Annotated in this window: 18 protein-coding genes, 1 tRNA gene and 1 riboswitch; of the genes, 7 read left to right on the forward strand and 12 right to left on the reverse strand. The window is 56.8% G+C overall.

Annotated elements, in window-relative coordinates; translation table 11 throughout:
* Positions 1 to 7: 7 nt before the first annotated feature.
* From bglB to CLV87_RS07655, 5 genes are all read right to left on the reverse strand, one after another.
* The gene (gene bglB / locus CLV87_RS07635) at positions 8 to 1,078 is read right to left on the reverse strand and encodes a beta-galactosidase BglB (RefSeq protein WP_099242252.1); all 1,071 of its coding nucleotides are present in this window, start codon (positions 1,076 to 1,078) and stop codon (positions 8 to 10) included.
* The gene (locus tag CLV87_RS07640; protein ID WP_099242250.1) at positions 1,075 to 3,474 is read right to left on the reverse strand and encodes a hypothetical protein; all 2,400 of its coding nucleotides are present in this window, start codon (positions 3,472 to 3,474) and stop codon (positions 1,075 to 1,077) included. The genes bglB and CLV87_RS07640 overlap by 4 nt, the downstream gene beginning before the upstream one ends.
* A 242-nt stretch (positions 3,475 to 3,716) precedes the next feature.
* Positions 3,717 to 4,922 (reverse strand): AGE family epimerase/isomerase, encoded by a 1,206-nt coding sequence (locus CLV87_RS07645; protein WP_099244622.1) that lies wholly within the window; start codon positions 4,920 to 4,922, stop codon positions 3,717 to 3,719.
* A gap of 191 nt (positions 4,923 to 5,113) precedes the next feature.
* Complete coding sequence (locus CLV87_RS07650) at positions 5,114 to 7,906, reverse strand: bifunctional aconitate hydratase 2/2-methylisocitrate dehydratase (RefSeq protein WP_099244620.1); 2,793 nt, start codon at positions 7,904 to 7,906, stop codon at positions 5,114 to 5,116.
* A 240-nt stretch (positions 7,907 to 8,146) separates the two neighbouring features.
* Entirely contained in the window at positions 8,147 to 9,037 is an 891-nt protein-coding gene (locus tag CLV87_RS07655) for a LysR substrate-binding domain-containing protein (RefSeq protein ID WP_099242248.1), read from the reverse strand.
* Between the two features lie 98 nt (positions 9,038 to 9,135).
* On the opposite strand from CLV87_RS07655, the gene CLV87_RS07660 reads away from it, so the two are divergent.
* From CLV87_RS07660 to nrdF, 5 genes are all read left to right on the forward strand, one after another.
* Entirely contained in the window at positions 9,136 to 9,975 is an 840-nt protein-coding gene (locus CLV87_RS07660; protein ID WP_099242246.1) for an FAS1-like dehydratase domain-containing protein, read from the forward strand.
* 143 nt (positions 9,976 to 10,118) lie between these two features.
* Positions 10,119 to 10,309: riboswitch (cobalamin riboswitch) on the forward strand.
* Between the two features lie 83 nt (positions 10,310 to 10,392).
* A complete protein-coding gene (gene nrdH, locus CLV87_RS07665) occupies positions 10,393 to 10,614 on the forward strand; it encodes a glutaredoxin-like protein NrdH (protein ID WP_099242243.1) in 222 nt (73 codons plus the stop codon).
* A gap of 15 nt (positions 10,615 to 10,629) precedes the next feature.
* Complete coding sequence (nrdI, locus tag CLV87_RS07670; protein WP_099244618.1) at positions 10,630 to 11,043, forward strand: class Ib ribonucleoside-diphosphate reductase assembly flavoprotein NrdI; 414 nt, start codon at positions 10,630 to 10,632, stop codon at positions 11,041 to 11,043.
* Positions 11,025 to 13,148 (forward strand): class 1b ribonucleoside-diphosphate reductase subunit alpha, encoded by a 2,124-nt coding sequence (gene nrdE / locus CLV87_RS07675; protein ID WP_099242241.1) that lies wholly within the window; start codon positions 11,025 to 11,027, stop codon positions 13,146 to 13,148. The genes nrdI and nrdE overlap by 19 nt, the downstream gene beginning before the upstream one ends.
* Positions 13,149 to 13,160: 12 nt before the next feature.
* Positions 13,161 to 14,132 (forward strand): class 1b ribonucleoside-diphosphate reductase subunit beta, encoded by a 972-nt coding sequence (gene nrdF / locus CLV87_RS07680; RefSeq protein ID WP_099242239.1) that lies wholly within the window; start codon positions 13,161 to 13,163, stop codon positions 14,130 to 14,132.
* Between the two features lie 26 nt (positions 14,133 to 14,158).
* Here the strand turns inward: nrdF and CLV87_RS07685 are convergent.
* The 4 genes from CLV87_RS07685 to CLV87_RS07700 form a co-directional block, all read right to left on the reverse strand.
* Positions 14,159 to 14,235: transfer RNA gene (locus CLV87_RS07685), tRNA-Pro, on the reverse strand.
* A 43-nt stretch (positions 14,236 to 14,278) separates the two neighbouring features.
* Positions 14,279 to 15,253, reverse strand: a complete 975-nt coding sequence (locus CLV87_RS07690) for a DMT family transporter (protein WP_099242237.1) — start codon at positions 15,251 to 15,253, stop codon at positions 14,279 to 14,281.
* A 161-nt stretch (positions 15,254 to 15,414) separates the two neighbouring features.
* Entirely contained in the window at positions 15,415 to 16,518 is a 1,104-nt protein-coding gene (gene leuB, locus CLV87_RS07695; RefSeq protein WP_099242235.1) for a 3-isopropylmalate dehydrogenase, read from the reverse strand.
* Between the two features lie 69 nt (positions 16,519 to 16,587).
* Positions 16,588 to 17,484, reverse strand: a complete 897-nt coding sequence (locus tag CLV87_RS07700; RefSeq protein ID WP_099242233.1) for a LysR family transcriptional regulator — start codon at positions 17,482 to 17,484, stop codon at positions 16,588 to 16,590.
* Between the two features lie 92 nt (positions 17,485 to 17,576).
* On the opposite strand from CLV87_RS07700, the gene CLV87_RS07705 reads away from it, so the two are divergent.
* A complete protein-coding gene (locus tag CLV87_RS07705; RefSeq protein ID WP_099244616.1) occupies positions 17,577 to 18,497 on the forward strand; it encodes a Rossmann-fold NAD(P)-binding domain-containing protein in 921 nt (306 codons plus the stop codon).
* Here CLV87_RS07705 and CLV87_RS07710 read toward each other — a convergent pair.
* On the reverse strand, positions 18,433 to 19,323 hold the full coding sequence (locus tag CLV87_RS07710) for an endonuclease/exonuclease/phosphatase family protein (protein WP_235871868.1): 891 nt from the start codon (positions 19,321 to 19,323) through the stop codon (positions 18,433 to 18,435). The genes CLV87_RS07705 and CLV87_RS07710 overlap by 65 nt on opposite strands.
* Positions 19,324 to 19,379: 56 nt before the next feature.
* On the reverse strand, positions 19,380 to 20,210 hold the full coding sequence (locus CLV87_RS07715; RefSeq protein WP_099242229.1) for a hypothetical protein: 831 nt from the start codon (positions 20,208 to 20,210) through the stop codon (positions 19,380 to 19,382).
* A gap of 367 nt (positions 20,211 to 20,577) precedes the next feature.
* Here CLV87_RS07715 and CLV87_RS07720 point away from each other — a divergent pair, with 367 nt between their 5' ends.
* On the forward strand, positions 20,578 to 20,850 hold the full coding sequence (locus CLV87_RS07720; protein ID WP_099242225.1) for a hypothetical protein: 273 nt from the start codon (positions 20,578 to 20,580) through the stop codon (positions 20,848 to 20,850).
* A 43-nt stretch (positions 20,851 to 20,893) separates the two neighbouring features.
* Here CLV87_RS07720 and leuD read toward each other — a convergent pair whose 3' ends face one another.
* Positions 20,894 to 21,499, reverse strand: coding sequence for a 3-isopropylmalate dehydratase small subunit (leuD, locus tag CLV87_RS07725; RefSeq protein WP_099242224.1), 606 nt, complete (start codon positions 21,497 to 21,499; stop codon positions 20,894 to 20,896).
* Positions 21,500 to 21,513 lie beyond the last annotated feature (14 nt).

Here is a 21,513-nt window from a genome sequence, read left to right on the forward strand (position 1 = left end):
CAGGACCCTAAGCTTGGCTTGCCTCGTGGCGTTGCAACTCCAATAGGAACAGCGACCCAAGCGCTTGCCCGTAAGGGGTCGGTAGGTTGGGGATCTTGCGATAAAAGTCCAGGTCCGGCCCCATCGGCGTCCCATCCGAAACATCCTGCAAGAACCCATCGTCACCAATCCGGGATTGGATCGCGGCGCGGGCCTGCTCAACAATTTTGAGATAACTCTCATCCAACAAGCCCAGGCGCACGCTGGCCAATACCCCATAGGCAATCCCAGCGGTTCCCGAGGCTTCGACCGGGCTTTGCGGATCATCCAGCAATGTGTGGAACATGCCGTTGGGACCCTGAAAATCTTGCAAGGCTTTGACCTGCGTTTGCAGGACTTCGGTCAGGTAACGGGCAATCACGGCGTTGGGGGGCGAAATTCGAAACAGTTCCGGAATGGCAATGGTCAGCCACGCATTCCCACGCGCCCAAAGCGCGCGGGCATAGTGATGCCGACCAATAAAGTTCCAACCGTGAAAGAATAGCCCCGACTGCACGTCCCCCAAATGCCGCACATGGGTCAGGAATTGGTAATGCGCTTCATCAATCCAATCCTGCCGGTCCAACAATTCGCCCGCCGAGGCAAGGAACAGCACCGCCATGAACAGGGTGTCATCCCAAAGCTGACGATCATTGTCGCGCTCTTTAACCGTATGCTGAAAACCACCCTCTTCGGTCTTGGGCATCTCATTGACCAGCCAAGTGGCCCAATCTTCGATCACGCGGCACCAATCATCCCGTTGGTTGTGTTTGGCCAAGATGCTCAGGGCCAGCAGGGGCGCGGTAGAATTCACCTGTGGGCGCGGCAACCCGCGACCGATCTGCCAATCATACCACCGTTCCAGCCGGGCAATCTTGGCCGTGTCTTTTTGTTCCAGTGCAGCGCGCGCTTCTCCGTATAGGCCAACGCCAACTTCCCAATCCCATTCGTCAAAGGCAATCTCTTCGCTGCTCGCATCACCATTATCGCCAATCCCTTTCAGGCGACGAAACCCAAGGGACAGCGCGTCGATATTGCTCTGCAATGCGTCAATACTCATGATCGAGAACCCTGTTGAATTGTCCAACGCCCCTTGGGCATTTGGCGTTCTTCTATCTTTGGAATTGTGGAACTGGGCACAGGGCAAGCCGATCCTGTTCCCCAGATGCCGACATTCGTTGTGATGGTTATATCACCCGCGCCCAATCTGGGTGACATTGCCCGCGCGTGCTCTTTAAAACTGTTGAAATCACATTGGCCACTGTCGCCGACCATCACAGCCCAACCGCAAACAGGGCCAGCTTGGCGCAGCTCATAACCCGCGTAGAGCCCGGTTTTCTGCTGTTCCAAAACGCCCGCGCTCCAAATCGCGGCAAAGCCCGCCCCTGCGCGCGCAAACACCCAATGATCGCTGATTTCAACTTCATCCAACCGATCCACCGGCAGGAAGAGATGCGTGAAACCGATGTCGCCATCGCGTAGCTCATAGCGCAGCACAGCAGTTTCATCCTGCTGAACAAGCTCGGGCAAACGGCCATTGCCCGCCCAGAAAGATGGGCGCGCTTCGGCCCATGGGCGCAGGACTCCGGGGTGATTGATCCAAAGGCGCGCCATGGGATCACTGGCAAATTGCACATCCAGCACATGTTGCTGATGCCCGGCCTGCCCCGCTTTGTGCTGCACGACAGATGACAGTTGCACGGCAGGTGTTTTGAACAAAGCCAGATGCGCACCGCCCTCCAGCCCTTGAACATATTGCGCGCGCAATACGGTTCCTGGCTTGGGATGTGCCAGCCCGGTCAAACGCTCGGGCGGGCGATACTCGGACAGGGCCAGCATCACGGCTGCGGCATCTTTGCCGGGCACATGCCAGCCCCCGAACATCAGGCTTGCGATTGCCCCCAGTTCAGTCATCGGCCCGGCCAGCAGCTCTTTCTCATAGATCCGGCCCTGCGTCCCGGCCGAGACTCCGCCCGTCGCATGCAAGGCAACCATCAGCGAAATACGATCCAACAGAGTTTTGGCCCGGCCTCGCAAATCTTCATCCTGACTCAGCGTATAAAGCGCCAACAGCCCGCGGTAATTGATCGGGTAATAGGCGGCTGAGTTCCACTCGGCCAAACCATGTTCGTCTATGGCATCAAACCATCGATGCAGGCGCGTTGCCCCCTGATCTCGGTGATCTGTGCCACGCAGCCCAGAATTGCCAAAGATCGCATCGGGCAGCATCTGCCCGGCCAAATGCTCGGCAATGTGAAAGCACAGCACGTGGTTTTCGCTCCAGAACCACATGACATCATCGCCCGGCGTATCCATCCAATAACGAAAGCCAAGAATTGCATTGCGCAACCGATCTGCATGTCCTGCGGGCAACCTGGAACGCAGCCGATCCCAGATCCAGAGCAGGCTCATCATCCGGAAATCAGCGCAATCGTAGCGTTGTTCCACTTGCTTTAGCGATTCATTAAAGATCGCCTGAACGGATGTGTTCCACTCGCCTTGGCTCAGCGCCAGCAGAACATTGACAATATCATCGCCGCTTTGCTGGTTTTGCAAAAGCGCGGTTTTGCGGGTCTCAAAACAGGATTGGTCAAGCCTGCCCATCCCGGTCAAAACGGTTGAGCCCACCCCCGCAGTCAGCATCGTGCCACCCAGCGCGATACCAAACCGCAGGCCAAAACATCCGGTTGGGAGAGTGATGTCAAAGCTCGGATGATCACGCGAGAGCCGCCCGCCCTGATCATCCAGATCCAGACAAACCAGCTCAAATGGCGTTTGCGACAGGGCGTCGGACGTCACACTGACCTTGCTTGTTTCGTGAAAGACTTCCAGAGTCCGCAACCCTTCGAGCAGGGCGGTTGCTTCGGCTATTTCAGTCGGTTGCGCGTCGCAGGCGATCCGCGTCGATAGGCCTTGCCCCTGCAACAACTGCAATCGGAACCCAAAAATCGTATCCCGTTCGTGCAAATCCTCAAAACGCACGGTCAGCGGCTGATCACCTGCCTGCACATGCATCTCGAATTCGGAGTGTTGTTTTTCATTGCGACTAAAAGGTTCGAAACGATGGACCAAGTCGGCACCGCGCCAGATATGCACGGCCCCAGCCGTCACCACGTTGAGGCGGAGCACCTGTTCGGTGGCGGATGACAGGGTGACTCGGGCATGGCGGACGCGCCATTCTGGCAAATGGCAGAAGGTAGAAAAATCAACGTCGCCGCCATCACCGCCAAGATAAACCTCGTCAAAGGAAAGCTCTGGCAGATCGACCGACCGAGCCGCAATTTCTGCACGCAACGCTTCGCGGCAGGGAAGATCCCCGGTCGCGGTCCAACCGTTCTCAAACCGATAGTCAACAACGTCAGGCATAGGACGCGCCGAGCCGGGATAGGCACGAGATTGCAGCGCGGCCACATTCCACCGCACCAGCGCCTCCCCCTCAGCCCAAGCCTGCTCCATTTCTGTGCCTCTTCCATCGCGTTTGGTCGTTTGGACAGCATATCTGCGCGACCTGACAACACGTTATTGCCTTGGCCGCTTTGCGATACAAACACCGTGCGTGAAATTTTTTTCATTCGCCCGGATTGACCATGAGCCGTAGCTGAGATCAGCGCCACTAACCCCAAGGCGACCAGTGCACTCAGCATAGAAAAGCCCGCCAAGTATCCTGGGCGGGCTTTGTGGTAACCACTTATTTCGGATCAGAGCGAAATGGTTTTGACCTCATCATAAAGCCGCGACACGCCGGGGACCAAAGGCAACAAAGTGGCCTGAATGGCGTGATAAATGTCTGGCTTGCCGTCAAACTGCGTCGCATCTGGTTTGCCGTCGCTGTCAATCTCGGGAATCCAACCGCCGGTCTCATCCATGAAATGTGCCTCGGCAAATTGCCAGCAACGGCGATACCATTCGCCATCCTCGGGTTTTGGGTCAACCTTTGAAAGCGCAGTCAACGCCCCGATTGCCTCAGTCACAGGCCACCAATAGCGGTTGGGCACATCAACCGTTCCGTCAAACGTCAAGGTATAGGCAAAACCGCCTTTTTCCTTGTCCCAGGCATCCTCCAACGCGCGGTAGATCACCTGCCGCGCCTTACTGAGCGCAGTTTCATCAACCCGACCGGCCAGATCCCAGTATTGGATCAACAGACGCCCAAGCTCAAAGGAGTGACCCGGGGTGGTTCCTGCGGGTTGGAACATCGGATTGCCGGCAAAACTCTTATCAACTACCCATTGCGCATCATAATGTTCGGGCAAGCGCCAGCCATAATTGGGGGCCATCTGATCAAAGAAGAACGCCAAAATGCGCCCCGCCCGCGTCAGATACTTTTCCGACCCTGTGACTTCGAAGGCAGCCAACAGCGCCTCGACCCCATGCATGTTGGCATTCATGCCGCGATAGGGTTTCAGCTCTGACCAATCTTGCGAAAACTCATCGACAAACCGGCCCGCCTCATCATCCCAGAAATACTGATCCAGGATTTGGTCAATGTCGTCGAACAGGGTCTTGGCGTCGGGATGACCGGCATGAGTCGCGGCAGAGGCCGCCAGCAAGACAAAGACATGCCCATAGGCCAGTTTGCGCCCATCGACAAAACCGTCAGGGCCAACGGCCCAGGCATAGCCGCCATTGTCTGCGTCCCTGTGGCCAGACAGCAGGTATTGAACACCCTGATCAATGATCCGATCCGCCCCGGCAACACCGGCATGTTTGCCCAAGGTATAGCTGTGGACCAATCGCGTGGTCGTGTGCAGAACCTGCGTGCTGTCTGACAAAGGCGCCCCGGTCATGCCAAGCACATGAAACCCACCCTGCGGATGACAGCTATTGGCAAAGAACGCAAACTGCGCGCGCGCTTCTTTGCGGAGCCAGTTCTGGTGATCAGCGTCGTTCAAGGTGTGTGGCATCGGGGTGTCCTTGGGTGTCAACTCAGGCGGGCCATCGCGGCAGGTTAGCGATAACAATCCTGCCTATGCCTTAACAAATGTCAGAAACGAAGCAAGGGGTCGCAAGGCAGAGAGGCCAATTACGTCAGACTGCAAAAACGAAAAAGGGCACCTTGGAAAGGTGCCCTTGATCTTGAATTTGGTTGTGGTCTTTAGAAGTGGACCGACTTGGTATCAATCGGCTTGACCAGCGGCGGAGCGAACTTGGTCAGGTCAATGCCTTCAACGGCGGTCTTGTACTCCTCAAGCGTTGGGGTGCGGCCCAGGATCGCCGAGAGAACAACAACCGGGGTCGACCCCAGCAGCGATTCACCCTTTTTCTCGGGCAAGTCAGCCACAACACGGCCTTGGAACAGGCGGGTGGAGGTGGCCAGAACGGTGTCACCTTTGGCGGCCTTTTCTTGGTTACCCATGCAGAGGTTACAGCCAGGGCGTTCGAGATAGAGAATGTTCTCATACTCGGTCCGAGCCGTGGTTTTCGGCGCGGCATCGTCGAATTCAAACCCGGAATACTTCTGCAGGATTTCCCAGTCGCCCTCTTCCTTCAACTCGTCAATGATGTTGTAGGTCGGCGCGGTCACAACCAGCGGAGCTTTGAACTCCACTTTGCCCTTGGCGGCTTCAAGGTTACGCAGCATCTGTGCCACGATCTTGATGTCGCCCTTGTGCACCATGCAGGAGCCAACAAAGCCCAGATCGACCTTTTTCTCGGCCTTGTAGAACGAGATTGGTCGGATGGTGTCGTGGGTGTACCGCTTGGACACGTCGTCATTGTTAACGTCTGGGTCAGCAATCATCGGCTCGACGATCTGGTCCAGATCAACAACAACCTCAGCAAAATACTTGGCGTCCGCGTCCGGGGTCAGCGCAGGCACTTCGCCCGACTTGATCTCGGCGATACGCTTGTCAGCAAGGTCAAGCAGACGCGCCAGCGTGCCGTTCTCATGCTCCATGCCTTTGTCGATCATGATCTGGATGCGCGATTTCGCCAGTTCCAGAGAGCCGATCAGCGTTTCATCGTTGGAGATACAGACAGAGGCCTTGGCCTTCATTTCCGCAGTCCAGTCGGTGAAGGTGAACGCTTGGTCCGCCAACAGAGTGCCGATGTGAACTTCGATCACGCGGCCCTGGAAGACGTTGTCACCATGCTGATCCAGCATCTGCGCCTGTGTGGCGTGCACCACGTCGCGGAAATCCATGTGGTCGGCCATTTGCCCCTTAAAGGTCACCTTGACCGATTCAGGGATCGGCATCGAGGCCTCACCAGTGGCAAGCGCCAGCGCAACGGTGCCCGAATCCGCGCCAAAGGCGACGCCCTTGGACATACGGGTGTGGCTGTCGCCGCCCACGATAACCGCGCGGTCATCAACAGTGATGTCGTTCAAGACCTTGTGGATCACGTCGGTCATCGGGTGGTAAACACCTTTGGGGTCACGACCAGTAACAACACCAAAGTCGTTCATGAACTTCATGAGACGCGGGGTATTGGCCTGCGCCTTGAGGTCCCAAACCGAGGCGGTGTGACAGCCGGACTGGTACGCCCCATCAACGGATGGCGACACGACAGTGGCCGCCATGGCCTCCAGTTCCTGCATGGTCATCAAGCCGGTGGTGTCCTGAGACCCAACAATGTTGACCTTGACGCGTACGTCAGAACCAGCATGCAGCGGCTTGTCGGTTTTCACACCCAGCGCGTTGCGGTTAAAGATTTTTTCAACGGCGGTCAGGCCCTGACCTTCGACATTAATTTCTTTGGACGGCGCAAAGGCAGATTCCAGCGGCAGGCCCAGCGCTTCACAGGCAAATGTCTGAAGCTTTTTACCAAAGACCACAGCGTAGGAGCCGCCAGCCTTCATGAATTCCACTTTCTGCGGAGTGAAGGAAGAAGAGATATCGACCAGCTCTTTGGTGCCGGTTTCGTCATACAGCTTTTTGTCTTTGGTGTTGATGGTCAGCACGGTACCGGTTGCAACCGAATAGGCTTCTTCCAGTACCGCGTCGCCGTTTTCATCTTCGACAACATTGCCGTCCGCGTCGGTTTTCTTGACCCAGTTCTTGAGGTCAATGCCGATGCCGCCGGTCACGCCAACTGTCGTCAGGAAGATCGGCGAGATGCCGTTGGTGCCTGCAACAACAGGCGCGTAGTTGACGAAGGGCACGTAAGGAGAGGCTTGCTTACCGGTCCACAGCGCCACGTTGTTCACGCCGGACATCCGCGAAGACCCAACACCCATGGTGCCTTTTTCAGCGATCAGCATGACGCGCTTGTCAGGGTGAGCCGCTTTCATCGCTTCGATCTCGGCCTGAGCTTCGGGCGAGATCATGCATTTGCCGTGCAGTTCACGGTCGGCTCGCGAATGCGCCTGGTTACCGGGCGACAGCAAATCGGTCGAGATATCACCGATACCCGCGATATAGGTGATGACTTTGATTTCTTCGTCGACTTCAGGAAGATCGGTAAAGAACTCTGCCTTGGCGTAGCTTTCCAGGATTTCTTTGGCGACGGCACTGCCATCATCCAGCGCCTCTTTCAGGCGGGCCATGTCTGCGTCGTAGAGGAAGACTTGAGTCTTGAGAACACCCGCAGCCGATGCCGCGATTGCAGCATCATCACCAAGCGCCAGATCGATCAGCACGTCAACGGATGGGCCGCCTTTCATGTGCGACAGAAGTTCAAAGGCGAATTCCGGAGTGATCTCGGCAACCTCGGCCTGGCCCAGAATGATTTCTTTCAGGAACGCCGCTTTGACGCCTGCGGCGCTCGTGGTGCCGGGCAGCGTGTTGTAGATGAAGAAATTCAGCGACGCTTCGCGGTGCTCGTTGCCGGTGTCTTTGATCTGTTCGATCAACTCTGCGGTCAGGGCTCCGTCATCGATGGGTTTGGGGTTCAAACCCTGCTCTTTGCGCGTTTCAATCTCGGCCAGATAATCAGTGTACAAGCTCATGTTCATCCCAGAAGTCTAGAGTGCGATGTTAGCTTGACCACGGTCTGCGAATCCTTTGGCGCGCCCGGGACAAGCTTGCTGTATGCCGTTGTATACAAAAACGAGAGATGTTGCAAGATCACGCTCCGATCAAACCCTCGTTTTGCTGCCCGCATATCCCATTCTTTGCTGATTTTGAATGAAGATTATTTTGCCAAGCCTGCGGCAAATTCGGTCGTAACGCGGGTACTTCGGTAAAATTCAGCCCTGTTCGACGGTATCGCCCTTCGCAATGAGGTGATCCATCAAGGCCTTACAGATCCCGGACAGGGCACGTCGATCTCTGACCAAAATGGACCGATGCCGCAGCGCCCAGCTATCTTTGAGTGAAGTCATGCGCACATTCATAACAGCCGCGTGCCGACATGCTGCGGATACCGGCATCACTCCAATGCCCACCCCGGCCTCGATCATGCGGCACATGGCTTCGTAGCTACGCACTTGGATGCGCAGACTGCGCTCATACCCTCCATGCGGAACCTGGCCTCGTAAGAATCTGTTCAACGTGCTGCCGTCATGCAACCCGACATGATCATATGCCAAACTGTCCTCTAACCTCAGGGACCGCGCACCAAGGGCTGGATGGTCAGCCGGCGTGACAAGAACCAGCCGATCCTCGGAAAACCGTGTGACCTCTAGTCCTGTCATGGGGACGTCACCGGACACGACACCCAGATCCGCCACACCTTCGGTAACGCCGCGGATCACTTCACTGGTCGTGCGTTCCTGAAGATCAACCTTGACCCCCGGGCGCTCTGCGAGAAATCCGGCTAGAACATCCGGCAAAATCTCGGTCACAGCGGTGGTATTCGCGAAGAGGCGGATACGGCCGGCCCCCAACATTTCATCTTGCATGAAATCAACCTGCCGCAAGACCAAACGCGCCTGACGCAAAAAGGTCTGCCCATCCGCCGTTAAACGCACCCCTTTGTTCTCCCGCACAAGCAACGGGCGTCCCACCTCTTGCTCAAGGGCTTTGATCCGGGCGCTGGCGGCTGGGGGCGACAGAAACGATTTACTGGCGCCATGGGTCAGATTCCCGCTCTCTGCGATGTTCACGAATAACCCAAGGTCGACAAGATCAAGTTTCATTGCCTTAAACTATCACGAACACAACTTTCCCAAAACGCGAATTCACCGAAGGCAAAAATCGTGCAAAACTCAGTGGCGGGCCAAGGAGTGATGCAAAGATGGATTTTCAAGATTGGGTGGGTCGCACGGAAACCCGCGAAGAACGGATTGCCCCTTTCCCGGCCAACGCTTTGGCGGCCACGCTTGATCGGGATGATCCGGACTATGGCGACGGCAGCACTCTCCCACCTTTGTGGCATTGGCTGCATTTCCTGCCGATCTTCAAACTGTCGGACACCAATTATGACGGGCATGCAGCCTTGGGGGGATTCCTCCCGCCTGTACCGCTCCCACGGCGTATGTGGGCGGGCAGCAATCTGACCTTTCACGCCCCCATGGCGATTGGGCAGACGCTTCGCAAAGTATCGACGGTCAAGTCAGTCACAACCAAAACCGGGCGGTCCGGACCGCTGGTCTTTGTCAATGTTGGCCATCAGGTTTTTGACGATCAGACCCTGTGCATCGACGAAGATCATGACATCGTCTATCGCGCCAAACCGTCCCCGGATGCACCTGCCCCGCACCCCCAACCCGCTCCGGACAGCAGCGCCTTTTCGCGCGCCATTAACCCGGATCCCGTCCTGCTGTTCCGCTATTCGGCGCTGACCTTTAACGGGCACCGCATCCATTACGACCACCCCTTTTGCACCACGACCGAAGGCTATTCCGGCCTGGTTGTGCATGGTCCCCTGCTGGCCACGTTGCTTTTGGACTTATTGCGTCGCGAACATCCCGAAGCCACGGTGCAGAGCTTTGCCTTTCGCGCCTTAGCACCGATCTTTGACAACGAAACCTTCTCGATTCATGGCTCTCCCGGTGCGGATGGAAAAACCTTTGACCTTTGGGTGCGCCGTCAGGATGGGGCCTTGGCCATGCAAGCGACGGCGACAATTGCCTAGGCGGATAGTACATGACCACTGGCATTCCAAAGCGGCCCAAGCTACAGCACGTGAACCAAGCGCCGCACTGGAATCAAAGTTGTCAACAAAACAAAATGCGCCGGCGGTTAAATCTATATGTTGACATCCAGCCCCCTCAAACCCCAATATCGTGTTGCTTCGGTTCTTTCGATTCCTGTTGAAAGCTAAGAGGGAAACCAGTGAAAATCTGGCACTGCCCCCGCAACTGTAAGCGGTTTGTGCGGCTGAATTCGCCACTGAAAGCGTGCTTTCGGGAAGGTCAGCCAAACATATAACCGCAAGTCAGGAGACCTGCCGCAAGCATGTGAATAACCACGAACGGAGGGTTCGGGGGCGTGTTGAAAACGGTCAAAAAACCGTGGCGTCCTTGGATCTATACAACGGAGAAGAGGACAGATGAGCATCACCGTTTATTCAAAACCCGCCTGTGTACAATGCACCGCAACCACGCGCGCGCTGGATGCCAAGGGTATTTCTTATGACGTGATCGATCTGACTCAGGATGACAGCGCCATGGATCATGTGACCGGTCTGGGCTATCGCCAAGCTCCTGTTGTGGTGGCCGGGTCTGATCATTGGTCCGGCTTCCGCCCGGACATGATTGCTCAACTGTCCTAAACCATGTCAGCGTCGATCCCGGCGCTGGTTTACTTCTCATCGAAATCTGGAAACACCCATCGCTTTATCCAGCGGCTGGGCCTTCCGGCTTTGCGCCTTTCGGCTGAGATGGACCAGCTGCCATTCCCCCAGTCCCCCTATGTTCTGATCTGCCCCACCTATGCCGATGGCGAAGGGCGCGGGGCGGTACCAAAACAGGTCATTCGGTTCTTGAATGATCCAGAACGTCGCGAGGGGATCCTTGGGGTGATCGGCGCTGGTAACCGAAATTTTGGTGCGACCTATGGCCTGGCCGGTCGCATCATCGCCCAGAAATGCAATGTCCCGCTGCTCTACACCTTTGAGCTGGCCGGCACCGACACCGATATCGCCCGCGTCCGCGCAGGGCTTGAAAAACTAGGGAGACACCCATGCTCGACAGCAGCGTAAACGAGCAAGATTATCACGCGCTAAACGCGATGTTGAACCTCTATGACGCTGAGGGCAACATCCGGTTTGACGCGGATCGCAAGGCGGCGCGGCAGTATTTCTTGCAGCATGTGAACCAGAACACCGTGTTCTTTCATTCGCTGGATGAAAAGCTCGGTTATCTGGTGGATGAGGGGTATTATGAGGTCGAAGTTCTGGATCAGTATTCCAAGAACTTCCAACGCGCGATCTGGGATGCGGCCTATGCGAAAAAGTTCCGTTTCCCAACCTTCCTGGGCGCATTCAAATATTACACCTCTTACACGCTGAAAACCCGCGACGGGCAACGCTTTCTTGAACGCTACGAGGACCGCGTTGTCATGACCGCGCTGACCCTGGCGCGCGGCGACGAAGCACTGGCAATGTCCTTTATGGAAGAAATCCTTGAGGGACGTTTTCAGCCCGCCACCCCAACCTTTTTGAACGCTGGCAAGAAGTCTCGGGGTGAGCTGATTTCCTGTTTCTTGCTCCGTCTCGAAGACAATATGGAAAGCATCGGGCGCGGCATCAATTCGGCCCTGCAACTGTCCAAACGCGGCGGCGGTGTGGCCCTGCTGCTCAGCAATATCCGCGAACACGGCGCGCCGATCAAAGGCATTGAAAACCAATCCTCTGGCGTGATCCCGGTGATGAAACTGCTCGAAGACAGCTTTTCCTACGCCAACCAATTAGGAGCGCGCCAGGGGGCTGGTGCGGTCTATCTCAATGCGCATCACCCCGACATCATGCGCTTTCTCGACACCAAACGCGAAAACGCTGACGAAAAGATTCGCATCAAAACGCTGAGCCTTGGCGTGGTGATCCCCGACATCACCTTTGAACTGGCCAAGAAAAACGCCGATATGTACCTGTTCTCGCCCTACGACGTGGAACGGGTCTATGGCCTGCCGTTTTCGGAAATCTCGGTGACCGAGAAATATCATGAGATGGTCGAAGACAAACGCATCCGCAAGACCAAGGTCAATGCGCGCGAGTTTTTCCAGACCATCGCCGAGATCCAGTTTGAATCCGGTTACCCCTATGTGATGTTCGAGGACACAGTGAACCGGATGAACCCGATTGCGGGTCGCATCAATATGTCGAACCTGTGCTCCGAGATCCTGCAGGTCAACACCGCGTCCGAGTTCAACGATGACCTCGGCTATAACAAGATGGGCAATGACATTTCCTGCAATTTGGGCTCGCTCAACATCGCCAAGACCATGGATGGTCGGGATCTGGGTCGCACAGTGGGTGCATCGATCCGGGCGCTGACGGCGGTGTCTGAAATGTCGGCCATCGACTCGGTGCCATCCGTGCGCAAGGGCAATGATGAAAGCCGCGCGATTGGTCTCGGTCAGATGAACCTGCACGGTTTCCTGGCGCGCGAACATATCCATTACGGCAGCGCCGATGGGGTCGAATTCACTTCGGTCTACTTTGCCGCTGTGGCCTATCACGCGATCAAGACCTCTTGTGACTTGGCCAAGGAGCACGGCACAACCTTTGTCGATTTTGACAAATCCGACTATGCAAACGGCAGCTTCTTTGACAAATACACCACTCGCGACTGGCTGCCCGAAAGCGACGTGGTCGCCAAGCTGTTTGAGGGCCACGATCTGCCAACCCGCGCCCATTGGGAGGCGCTGAAGGCCGATGTCATGGAACACGGGCTTTATAACCGTAACTTGCAGGCGGTGCCGCCCACCGGATCGATCAGTTATATCAACAACTCGACCAGCTCGATCCACCCGATCGTATCGAAAATCGAGATTCGCAAAGAGGGCAAAATCGGGCGGGTGTATTACCCGGCAGCCTTCATGAACAATGTGAACCTGGAATACTATCGCGACGCCTATGAAATCGGGCCAGAAGCGCTGATCGACACCTACGCCGCGGCCACCGAACATGTGGATCAAGGCCTGTCGCTGACCCTGTTCTTTCCGGCCGAGGCCACAACACGCGACATCAACCGCGCCCAGATATATGCCTGGAAAAAAGGCATCAAAACAATCTATTACGTGCGTCTGCGCCAAGAGGCCCTGGAAGGGACCGAGGTGCAAGGCTGCGTGTCTTGCTCGCTATAAGGGGCCAGAGAAATGAAAGACATGACCGAGACCAAGATCCCCCGCGCGATCAACTGGAACCGCCTGGATGACGAAAAAGACCTTGAGGTCTGGAACCGTCTGACAGTCAACTTCTGGCTGCCGGAAAAGGTACCGCTGTCCAACGACATTCCCAGCTGGGCAACGCTGACCGATCACGAAAAGCAGCTGACAATCCGCGTTTTCACCGGCTTGACCCTGCTCGACACGATCCAGAACGCCGTTGGCGCGCCTTCGCTCATGCCCGATGCGATCACGCCGCATGAAGAGGCCGTGCTGACCAATATCGCCTTTATGGAAGCGGTTCACGCGCGCAGCTATTCCTCGATCTTCTCGACCCTGTGTTCGACCAAAGAGATCGACGAAGCTTTCCGATGGTCCGAAGAAAACCCGCATTTACAGGCCAAGGCCAAGGCGATCCTCGACACTTATGCGCCGGGCAATGACCCGCTCAAGCGCAAAATCGCTTCGGTCTTCCTCGAAAGCTTCCTGTTCTATTCCGGTTTTTACCTTCCCATGTATTGGTCAAGCCGCGCCAAGCTGACCAACACAGCCGACCTGATCCGCCTGATCATCCGCGATGAGGCGGTGCATGGCTACTATATCGGCTACAAGTTCCAGCGCGGTTACGAAAAACTGTCAGAGGCCGAACAGCAAGAGATGAAGGATTATGCCTTTGGCTTGATGTTCGAACTCTACGGGATCGAAAACCAATATACCGAAGAACTGTATGACGAGCTGGGCCTGACCGAAGATGTCAAAGTTTTCCTGCATTACAACGCCAACAAAGCCCTGCAAAATCTCGGCTTTGAGGCCTTGTTCCCGCCGGAAGTCTCCGAAGTAAATCCAGCCATCCTCGCCGCCCTGAGCCCGGACAGCGAAAACCACGACTTCTTTTCCGGCTCCGGGTCGTCCTATGTCATTGGCAAGGCCGTTGCGACAGAAGACGAAGATTGGGATTTCTGATAACCATTCGGGATTATAAGATAATTTGGTCGGAGTGAGAGGATTCGAACCTCCGGCCCCTGCCTCCCGAAGACAGTGCTCTACCAGGCTGAGCTACACTCCGACCGTGGCGGGCGGGATAGCTTTGATGCCTGGTATTGGCAAGCCTATTCTTCCTTATCTTCGGTTTTCATCAACGCCCCAACACGCGGCCCAACGGGCAGGCCAACGCGCGTTCTGGTCCGCAGAACGGGGCGGTTTTCCGAGACATCGTCGCCGGATTCACGGCGCAGGATGTAAAGGCCGCTCAGAATGATGATACCGGCCCCGATATAGGTTGCCCTATCGGGGTATTCATCAAAAAAAAGTGCCCCAAACAACGCCGCCCACAGGATCTGCGAATATTGCATCGGGGCGACCATAACGGCGGGACCGCGTTGATAGGCCATGATGAGAAAGGCCATGGCGACCAGCACCATAGCTGCCACAACCGCCATCAATCCCATGTCCACCAGGGCGACAGGTTTGTAGACAAAGGGCAGTGCCACGGCCATCAGAATAAAGTTCGTCATCATCGGATAGAGGATCATGACGACCGTGCGCTCCTCTGCGCCCACCTTACGCACCACAATTGAGTTCAACGCCCCCGTCACAGCCGACAGCAAGGCCGCAGCGTGCCCCAGACCGAATTCGGCCGCACCGGGGCGCAAAACAACCATGACTCCAACCAGACCCGCAAGCACTGCCAGACCACGACGCAGGCGCACGCGCTCCCCCAGGATCGGGATCGCCAGTAGAGTGATGAGCAACGGCGCGGCAAACAGGATGGCATAGGTCTGTGCCAAGGGCAGAACCGAAAACGCATAAAACGCCCCCAGCGCGGCAAAAGAGCCAGACACACTGCGCAGGGCGATCCAGCCTGGATGTTTCGGGCGCAGCGTGCCGGGTTCGCGGTCGCGCATCAAAATCACGGTGATGATCGGGAAACTCAGCAAGGCCCCGAAAAACAGGATCTGAATCGCGGAATAGGTGCCGCCCAACAGCTTGATGATCACGTCATGAGTCGCAAATACCGCAAATGCGGCCAACCCGAACAGAGAGGCTTGCAATGGCGATTGTGTCGGAAGCGAAGCTTGGGGCATGGCAGACCTGCAAAGACTGTTACCGCTATCTGCCTATATCTTTCGCCCGGTATGCCGCAAGGGAAATACGTGTCGAAATCTTGGCGACTGCCTCACCTAACGCAAAACGGGCGCTCCTGATCAGAACGCCCGTTTCATATGACTCAATCCGCAATCAGCGCTTAGATGCTGGCGTCCAGCGCCGCGACAATGGTGTCACCCATTTCGCTAGTCGAAACCGGGGTCACACCCTCTTCGCCCAGCAAATCAGCGGTGCGCACGCCATCGGCCAGCACTTTCTCAACTGCGGCTTCCAGACGATCCGCCTCGGCACCCTGATCAAAGCTATAGCGCAGCGCCATGGCAAAGCTGAGGATACAGGCGATCGGGTTGGCTTTGCCCTGACCGGCGATGTCAGGGGCGGACCCATGCACCGGCTCGTACAGGGCTTTCGGGCGACCATTCTCCATCGGCAGACCCAGCGAGGCAGATGGCAGCATCCCCAGCGAGCCAGTCAGCATCGCGGCACAGTCAGACAGGATATCGCCGAACAGGTTGTCGGTGACGATCACGTCAAACTGCTTGGGTGCGCGCACCAGCTGCATCGCGCCGTTATCGGCATACATATGGCTCAGCTCGACCTCAGGATAATCCTGCGCCACACGCTCAACCACTTCGCGCCACAGAATACCGGATTCCATAACGTTGGCTTTTTCCATCGAGCAGAGCTTTTTGTTGCGGCGCATGGCCAGTTCAAAGGCGCTGCGGGCGGCGCGCTCGATCTCGGATTCGGTGTAGCGCTGGGTGTTGATGCCAACACGCTCATTGCCCTCTTCGAAAATGCCGCGTGGTTCGCCGAAATAAACGCCCGAGGTTAGCTCGCGTACGATCATGATATCCAGACCGGCCACGATATCTTTCTTCAAGGACGAGAAATCAGCCAAAGCGTCAAAGCACTGCGCCGGGCGCAGGTTCGAAAACAGGTCCATTTCCTTGCGCAGACGCAGCAGGCCGCGCTCAGGCTTTACGCTGAAATCGAGATTGTCGTATTTCGGGCCGCCAACGGCACCCAGCAGAACCGCGTCCACCTCTTGGGCTTTGGCCATGGTGTCGTCATGCAAAGGCACGCCATGCGCATCATAAGCCGCGCCACCAACCAGATCTTCGCTCACGTCAAAGGCCAGGCCACGCTTGTCACCAAACCAAGTGATGATCTTGCGGACTTCGGCCATGACTTCGGGGCCAATCCCGTCGCCGGGCAAGATAAGAATCGAAGGGTTGGTCATCGGTGCTGTCCTCTGTCAAATCTGTTGGACAGGCCCTATCCCGCAAGGGGTGCGGCGTCAAGAAACCCGCTATAAAACACTGGGCGAAAGCCCCCCGGCCAGGGCATCCCAGACACGTTTGATCCGAGGCGTCGACCGGACCGCCTCATGCGCGGCCAGCCAAAGCGGAAGGGTGGGCATCGGAAAGTCGGGGAACAGGCGTTCAACCTCGGGGCAGGCATCCCCAATCCCGACCTGGGCAAACCCCACACCGCATCCTGCGCGGATCAGTTCGAAATAGGTGGCGTGGTGGTCGCAGCGGGTGGCAAACCATTCCCGCTGCGCATCAATCCCAATCTCACGCATACCGCGAATGATGTCGTCATTCTGATCATACCCAACCAGATCATAGCGAAACATCTCGTCAAACCCACCCGGTCGCCCAACCCGATCCAGATAGCTGGTGGCGGCGTAGATTCCCAGCTCGAGCTCGCCCAGATGACGGGTGATGATATCCAGCTGGGTGGGTTCAAACATGCGCACGGCGATATCCGCCTCGCGATAGAGCAGGTTTTCCGCCTTGTCCGAGGCAACGACGTCGATCAAGATCTCCGGCTCTTCGGCGCGCAGTTTGGCCAGGATCCGCGGCAATTGGTATTGCGCGGTAAACACACTGGCGGTGATCCGCACCGGGCCAGACAGTTTGTCACTGCGCCCCGCCGCCGTCAGGCTTAGCGCGCGTATCCCATCCGCCATCATGCGCGCATGGGGCAACAAGGCCGCCCCGGTTTCGGTCAAGGCCAAACCGCGCGGTTGTCGGGTAAACAGAGTCACATCCAGATCGGATTCAATCTGTTTGATTTGCCGGCCCACCGTCGGCTGCGAAACGCCAATCTGTCGCGCCGCCTGAGACAGCGACCCAGTTTCGGCCACCGCCAGAAAGGTTTGAACCAAAGACCAATCAAGTTTTGAGAGCGCCGCATCCATTCATTGATGAATACACGCAATGCAAATTCAGGCAATTCCCAAATTAATTTGAATAGCTAATTCTTGTCATGCGTGAATTTGGAGGCGTCGTTATGACAGGAACAGTTTTGATTTTAGGGGCGAATGGCCGTTTTGGTCGCAACGCTGCTGAGGCCTTCTGGAATGCCGGCTGGCGGGTCAGCCTGTTTGACCGCTCCAAGGATGACCTGACCACGGCTGCGCAGGGGCAGGATGTAATCGTCAATGCCTGGAACCCGCTTTATCCCGACTGGGGGGCGCAAGTGCCCAAGCTGACAGAGCAAGTCATCGCCGCCGCCAAGTCCAGCGGTGCAACCGTGATCATCCCCGGCAATGTCTATGTCTACGGGCCGGATGCGCCGGACCGGTTCGCAGCCGACACCCCACACACCGCACGCAACCCGTTGGGCCAAGTTCGGATCAAGATGGAAGAGCGCTTTCGCACCTCGGGCGTGCAGACGATTATCCTGCGGGCCGGGGATTTTCTGGATACCGAGGCGTCGGGCAACTGGTTTGACAAGATCATGGCCCCAAGCCTGAAGAAAGGCGTGTTCACCTATCCCGGTGCGCCCGATCTGCCCCATGCCTGGGCCTTTCTGCCCGACCTTGCCCGCGCCACTGTCGCCTTGGCCGAGCAACGCGAATTCCTGCCAAGGTTTTCCGACATCCCCTTTGCGGGCTATACCCTGAGCGGACATGACCTGGCACACCTCTGCGCCGAAGCCTTGGGCAAACCCGTCAAGCTCAAAAAGATGAGCTGGCTGCCCATTCAAATCGCCCGCCCATTCTGGCCCTTGGCAAAACACTTGGTCGAGATGAGCTATCTTTGGAACAAAGCGCACCATTTGGATGGTCAGGTCTTTGACGAGCTTGTGCCGGATTTCCCGGTAACGCCCCCGTCTGAGGCGATTGCCCAGGCCTTGCGCCCGTTCAATCCAACAGCAGGTCCATCCAGACAAGGCGATGCGGCCCGGCCTTTGGCTCCGGCGGCATAACCTCGGCCTTACCTATCCGGAGCGACTGATCGGGCAGGATGTAAGAAATTCGCATCTCTCCTGCCCGCTCCCATTTCACCGTTGGCACCTTTGGCAAAGGATCTTGCAAGCGGTCATGCGCCAGGACCTGAGCCACAGCCTCGTGCAACCCCTGCCCGCGATCCGGGTCCAGGTTGAAATTGCCCAGAACGACAACAGGCGCGTCGGCAAACGCGGCCTTGTCATGCAACACATGCGACCAATACAGCACCTCATCCCGATTGCGCCGCCCATTGCGATCCTCTGGCCCATCAAACACCGGCGGTGTCGCGGCCAACGTCAGTAAGGTCACCTTGGCACCGTCAACCTCAACCTCGACCGCCCAATGGGCCGAGGATGACAACCGTTGCGCCGCGCCAACCGGATCATCCTTGGCAATCAAACTGCCCGGCGCATCCGCCCAGAACGCCCCTGAATGATCGGCAACCAAACGCACAGGATAACGCGACAGGATCGCCTGCCCGCCCTGCCCCGAGAAATAGCCAAAGCCCTGCGCATCCCGGGGCCCGCCCAGTTTCCCGTCGCCGTCCACATCCACACCCGTCGGCAGGCCCGTATTGGGTCGCAAGGCAAACAGATGTGGCATGGGCCAGCTTTGGTCGCGCAACCGGCTTTGCAGCGCCCCTAGTGCAACATGCCCGGCGTCAAAGTCGAAATTGGTCAGCAACAGGATGTCCGGCCGCGCCTGCGCAATGCTGGCTACCCCCGGCACGGGCTTGTCGCCCGCCAATTCGCGCACCAGCAATCCCGGCCCCTTGCGGCTGAAATCCCCATGCCATGTGGCCACGCGCAAAGGATCCGCCGAAACGGCAGCCGCGACCAACAAATAACTGGCAAGAAGGATCAGGCCACCTGCAATTCGGCCTGCGCGTAGGCGCGGCGACGCTTTTCTTCGATCAGATCGGCGATACGCATCAGTGCCACGCCGCGCATAATCAAGCTGATTGGCAGAAAGGCCCATGCGCTCATCGTCCAGATCAGAGTTTGTGGATCGGTCAGCGACACAGAGACAGCATAAACCGAAGCGGTTTTCAGAACCGCCGGTATCAGGAATGGCAGAAGAAAGCCTAAGGCGACGTTAACATGGCTGTCCCGCTTGAGCCTGCGCAAGACATCGCCACCCGCAGTCGGGTCAAACAAAGGCAGGTTTACCCAGAAATTGAACGCCCCATGGCGCAGCGGCCAATCCAACAGGCGCACCACAACGACAAAGCTTAGCAACATTGCCAGGGCAATCAGATAGGACATGCCCGCATGCATACGGATCTGGTCCAATTCCGGTGGCGTGGCGCCCTCGGGGGCCAAGAGGACCATCAAGCGCACCGGCGAGAATGGGAAATCCATCGCATTACCGATCATATGCCCCAACCCAACCAGGGTTGAGCTGAGCGCTGTGGGCATGACCTGCCCCCGCGCCATCAGCGTCAACGTCAGAACCGTGCAAAACAGCGCCAGAAAGCGCAGCCGGTTAAAAGGCGGTGCATTGCGAAATTCGATCAGGCTTGGATATTCCGAGCTGTATTCGACAAAGACCAGCAGCGCTGCAACCAGCGACAGCAGAACCACCATCTGCACCGTATCCGCCGATGTGCCGGGCAAGAGTATCGCGGGCATGGTAAACACCGATGCCACAAGAATCGCCCGAACGGCTGCGCCGATCATACGTTTGATCACAGAACCTGCCCTTTCAGTCTGGACGAAGCCGATACGATGCCGGTTTCTTGTTCCATCCCGATGCCGCCTTTGTGGCGGCTTGCCTCATTGTTGCCTTAGTTTTGCCTCACTTTGATCTCGGCGACAATACGCCGATCGCCAAGTTGCCGAATTTGTTGCTTTTTCACCCGCCGACTGGTGCGGGATTGCATCAAGGTCAGGCAACGCGCCTTACGACAACCCATATCTAGGGGGCCTGTGCCCCTCGGGCACAAGACAAGCGCCACAAGCAAAGATTTCCGAATTCCGCACCAAATCTGACCAAGATCAACGTCGCTCAAAAGGCGCACCGTTACAAAACTGTTACTTTAAGACAGAGGAGGCGCGCATGGCACAATTCAAGGCAACCCTGATGCATGGCAATCGCGAGGCGGTGGGGGAATACAGTTTTGAAGGGCCAGAAGATCTGATGTCGCAGGACCCCGGCGCAGTCATGCAGGTTTTCATGCAGCAAATGGACAAGATCGCCCATCTTGGCCATATCGATTACACGCTTGAGACTGTTGAAACCGTGCATGACGGCACCGTTGTCAGCGCCGTCGGCACGATGATGTTACACGGCACACCCGAAGGGTTTCGCTGCCTCGTGCAACAAGCATAGTGAAAAGGCCCAGCCCCGAAACCGGGGCCAGGCCAATCCAATATCAAACCCAGGGACGCGCCTGCGCAGCTTGCTCTTCAAAGCTATCGATGGACGACACTTTCTCCATCGACAGGCCAATATCATCGAGCCCTTGCAGCAAGCAGTGCTTTTTGAACGCATCCACCTCAAAGGAAATGGTCTCGCCATCCGATGTGGTCACGGTCTGCGCCTCGAGATCGACGGTCATACGAGCATTCTGGCCCTTTTCCGCGTCCTTCATCAGCACATCAACCTGCTCTTGTGGCAAAACGATCGGCAGGATGCCGTTCTTAAAACAGTTGTTGAAAAAGATGTCGGCAAAAGACGTGGAGATCACGCATTTGATGCCAAAATCCTTGATCGCCCAAGGCGCGTGTTCGCGCGACGAGCCACAGCCAAAATTGTCACCCGCGACCAGGATCTCTGCCTCGCGGTATTGCGGCTTGTTCAGCACGAAATCCTCGATCTCGGTGCCATCGCGGTTGTAACGCATTTCATCAAACAAGCTGACACCAAAGCCGGTGCGCTTGATGGATTTCAGAAAGCGTTTCGGGATGATCATATCGGTATCGATATTCACAAGCGGCATTGGCGCCGCAATTCCGGTCAGTTTCTCAAACTTTTCCATGTTGAGTCTCCTCA

Origin of the sequence: Pelagimonas phthalicica (assembly GCF_004364805.1) — a bacterium.
GTDB lineage: Bacteria > Pseudomonadota > Alphaproteobacteria > Rhodobacterales > Rhodobacteraceae > Pelagimonas > Pelagimonas phthalicica.

Bases quoted from the DNA above. Each gene is read 5' to 3' on its own strand.
- CLV87_RS07645 (WP_099244622.1), bottom strand. From the start codon at position 4,922: ATGCCACACACCTTGAACGACGCTGATCACCAGAACTGGCTCCGCAAA.
- CLV87_RS07705 (WP_099244616.1), top strand. From the start codon at position 17,577: ATGACAGGAACAGTTTTGATTTTAGGGGCGAATGGCCGTTTTGGTCGC.
- CLV87_RS07655 (WP_099242248.1), bottom strand. From the start codon at position 9,037: ATGAAACTTGATCTTGTCGACCTTGGGTTATTCGTGAACATCGCAGAG.
- CLV87_RS07660 (WP_099242246.1), top strand. From the start codon at position 9,136: ATGGATTTTCAAGATTGGGTGGGTCGCACGGAAACCCGCGAAGAACGG.
- CLV87_RS07700 (WP_099242233.1), bottom strand. From the start codon at position 17,484: ATGGATGCGGCGCTCTCAAAACTTGATTGGTCTTTGGTTCAAACCTTT.
- leuB (WP_099242235.1), bottom strand. From the start codon at position 16,518: ATGACCAACCCTTCGATTCTTATCTTGCCCGGCGACGGGATTGGCCCC.
- bglB (WP_099242252.1), bottom strand. From the start codon at position 1,078: ATGAGTATTGACGCATTGCAGAGCAATATCGACGCGCTGTCCCTTGGG.
- nrdE (WP_099242241.1), top strand. From the start codon at position 11,025: ATGCTCGACAGCAGCGTAAACGAGCAAGATTATCACGCGCTAAACGCG.
- nrdH (WP_099242243.1), top strand. From the start codon at position 10,393: ATGAGCATCACCGTTTATTCAAAACCCGCCTGTGTACAATGCACCGCA.
- nrdF (WP_099242239.1), top strand. From the start codon at position 13,161: ATGAAAGACATGACCGAGACCAAGATCCCCCGCGCGATCAACTGGAAC.
- CLV87_RS07650 (WP_099244620.1), bottom strand. From the start codon at position 7,906: ATGAGCTTGTACACTGATTATCTGGCCGAGATTGAAACGCGCAAAGAG.
- CLV87_RS07690 (WP_099242237.1), bottom strand. From the start codon at position 15,253: ATGCCCCAAGCTTCGCTTCCGACACAATCGCCATTGCAAGCCTCTCTG.
- CLV87_RS07640 (WP_099242250.1), bottom strand. From the start codon at position 3,474: ATGGAGCAGGCTTGGGCTGAGGGGGAGGCGCTGGTGCGGTGGAATGTG.
- CLV87_RS07720 (WP_099242225.1), top strand. From the start codon at position 20,578: ATGGCACAATTCAAGGCAACCCTGATGCATGGCAATCGCGAGGCGGTG.
- leuD (WP_099242224.1), bottom strand. From the start codon at position 21,499: ATGGAAAAGTTTGAGAAACTGACCGGAATTGCGGCGCCAATGCCGCTT.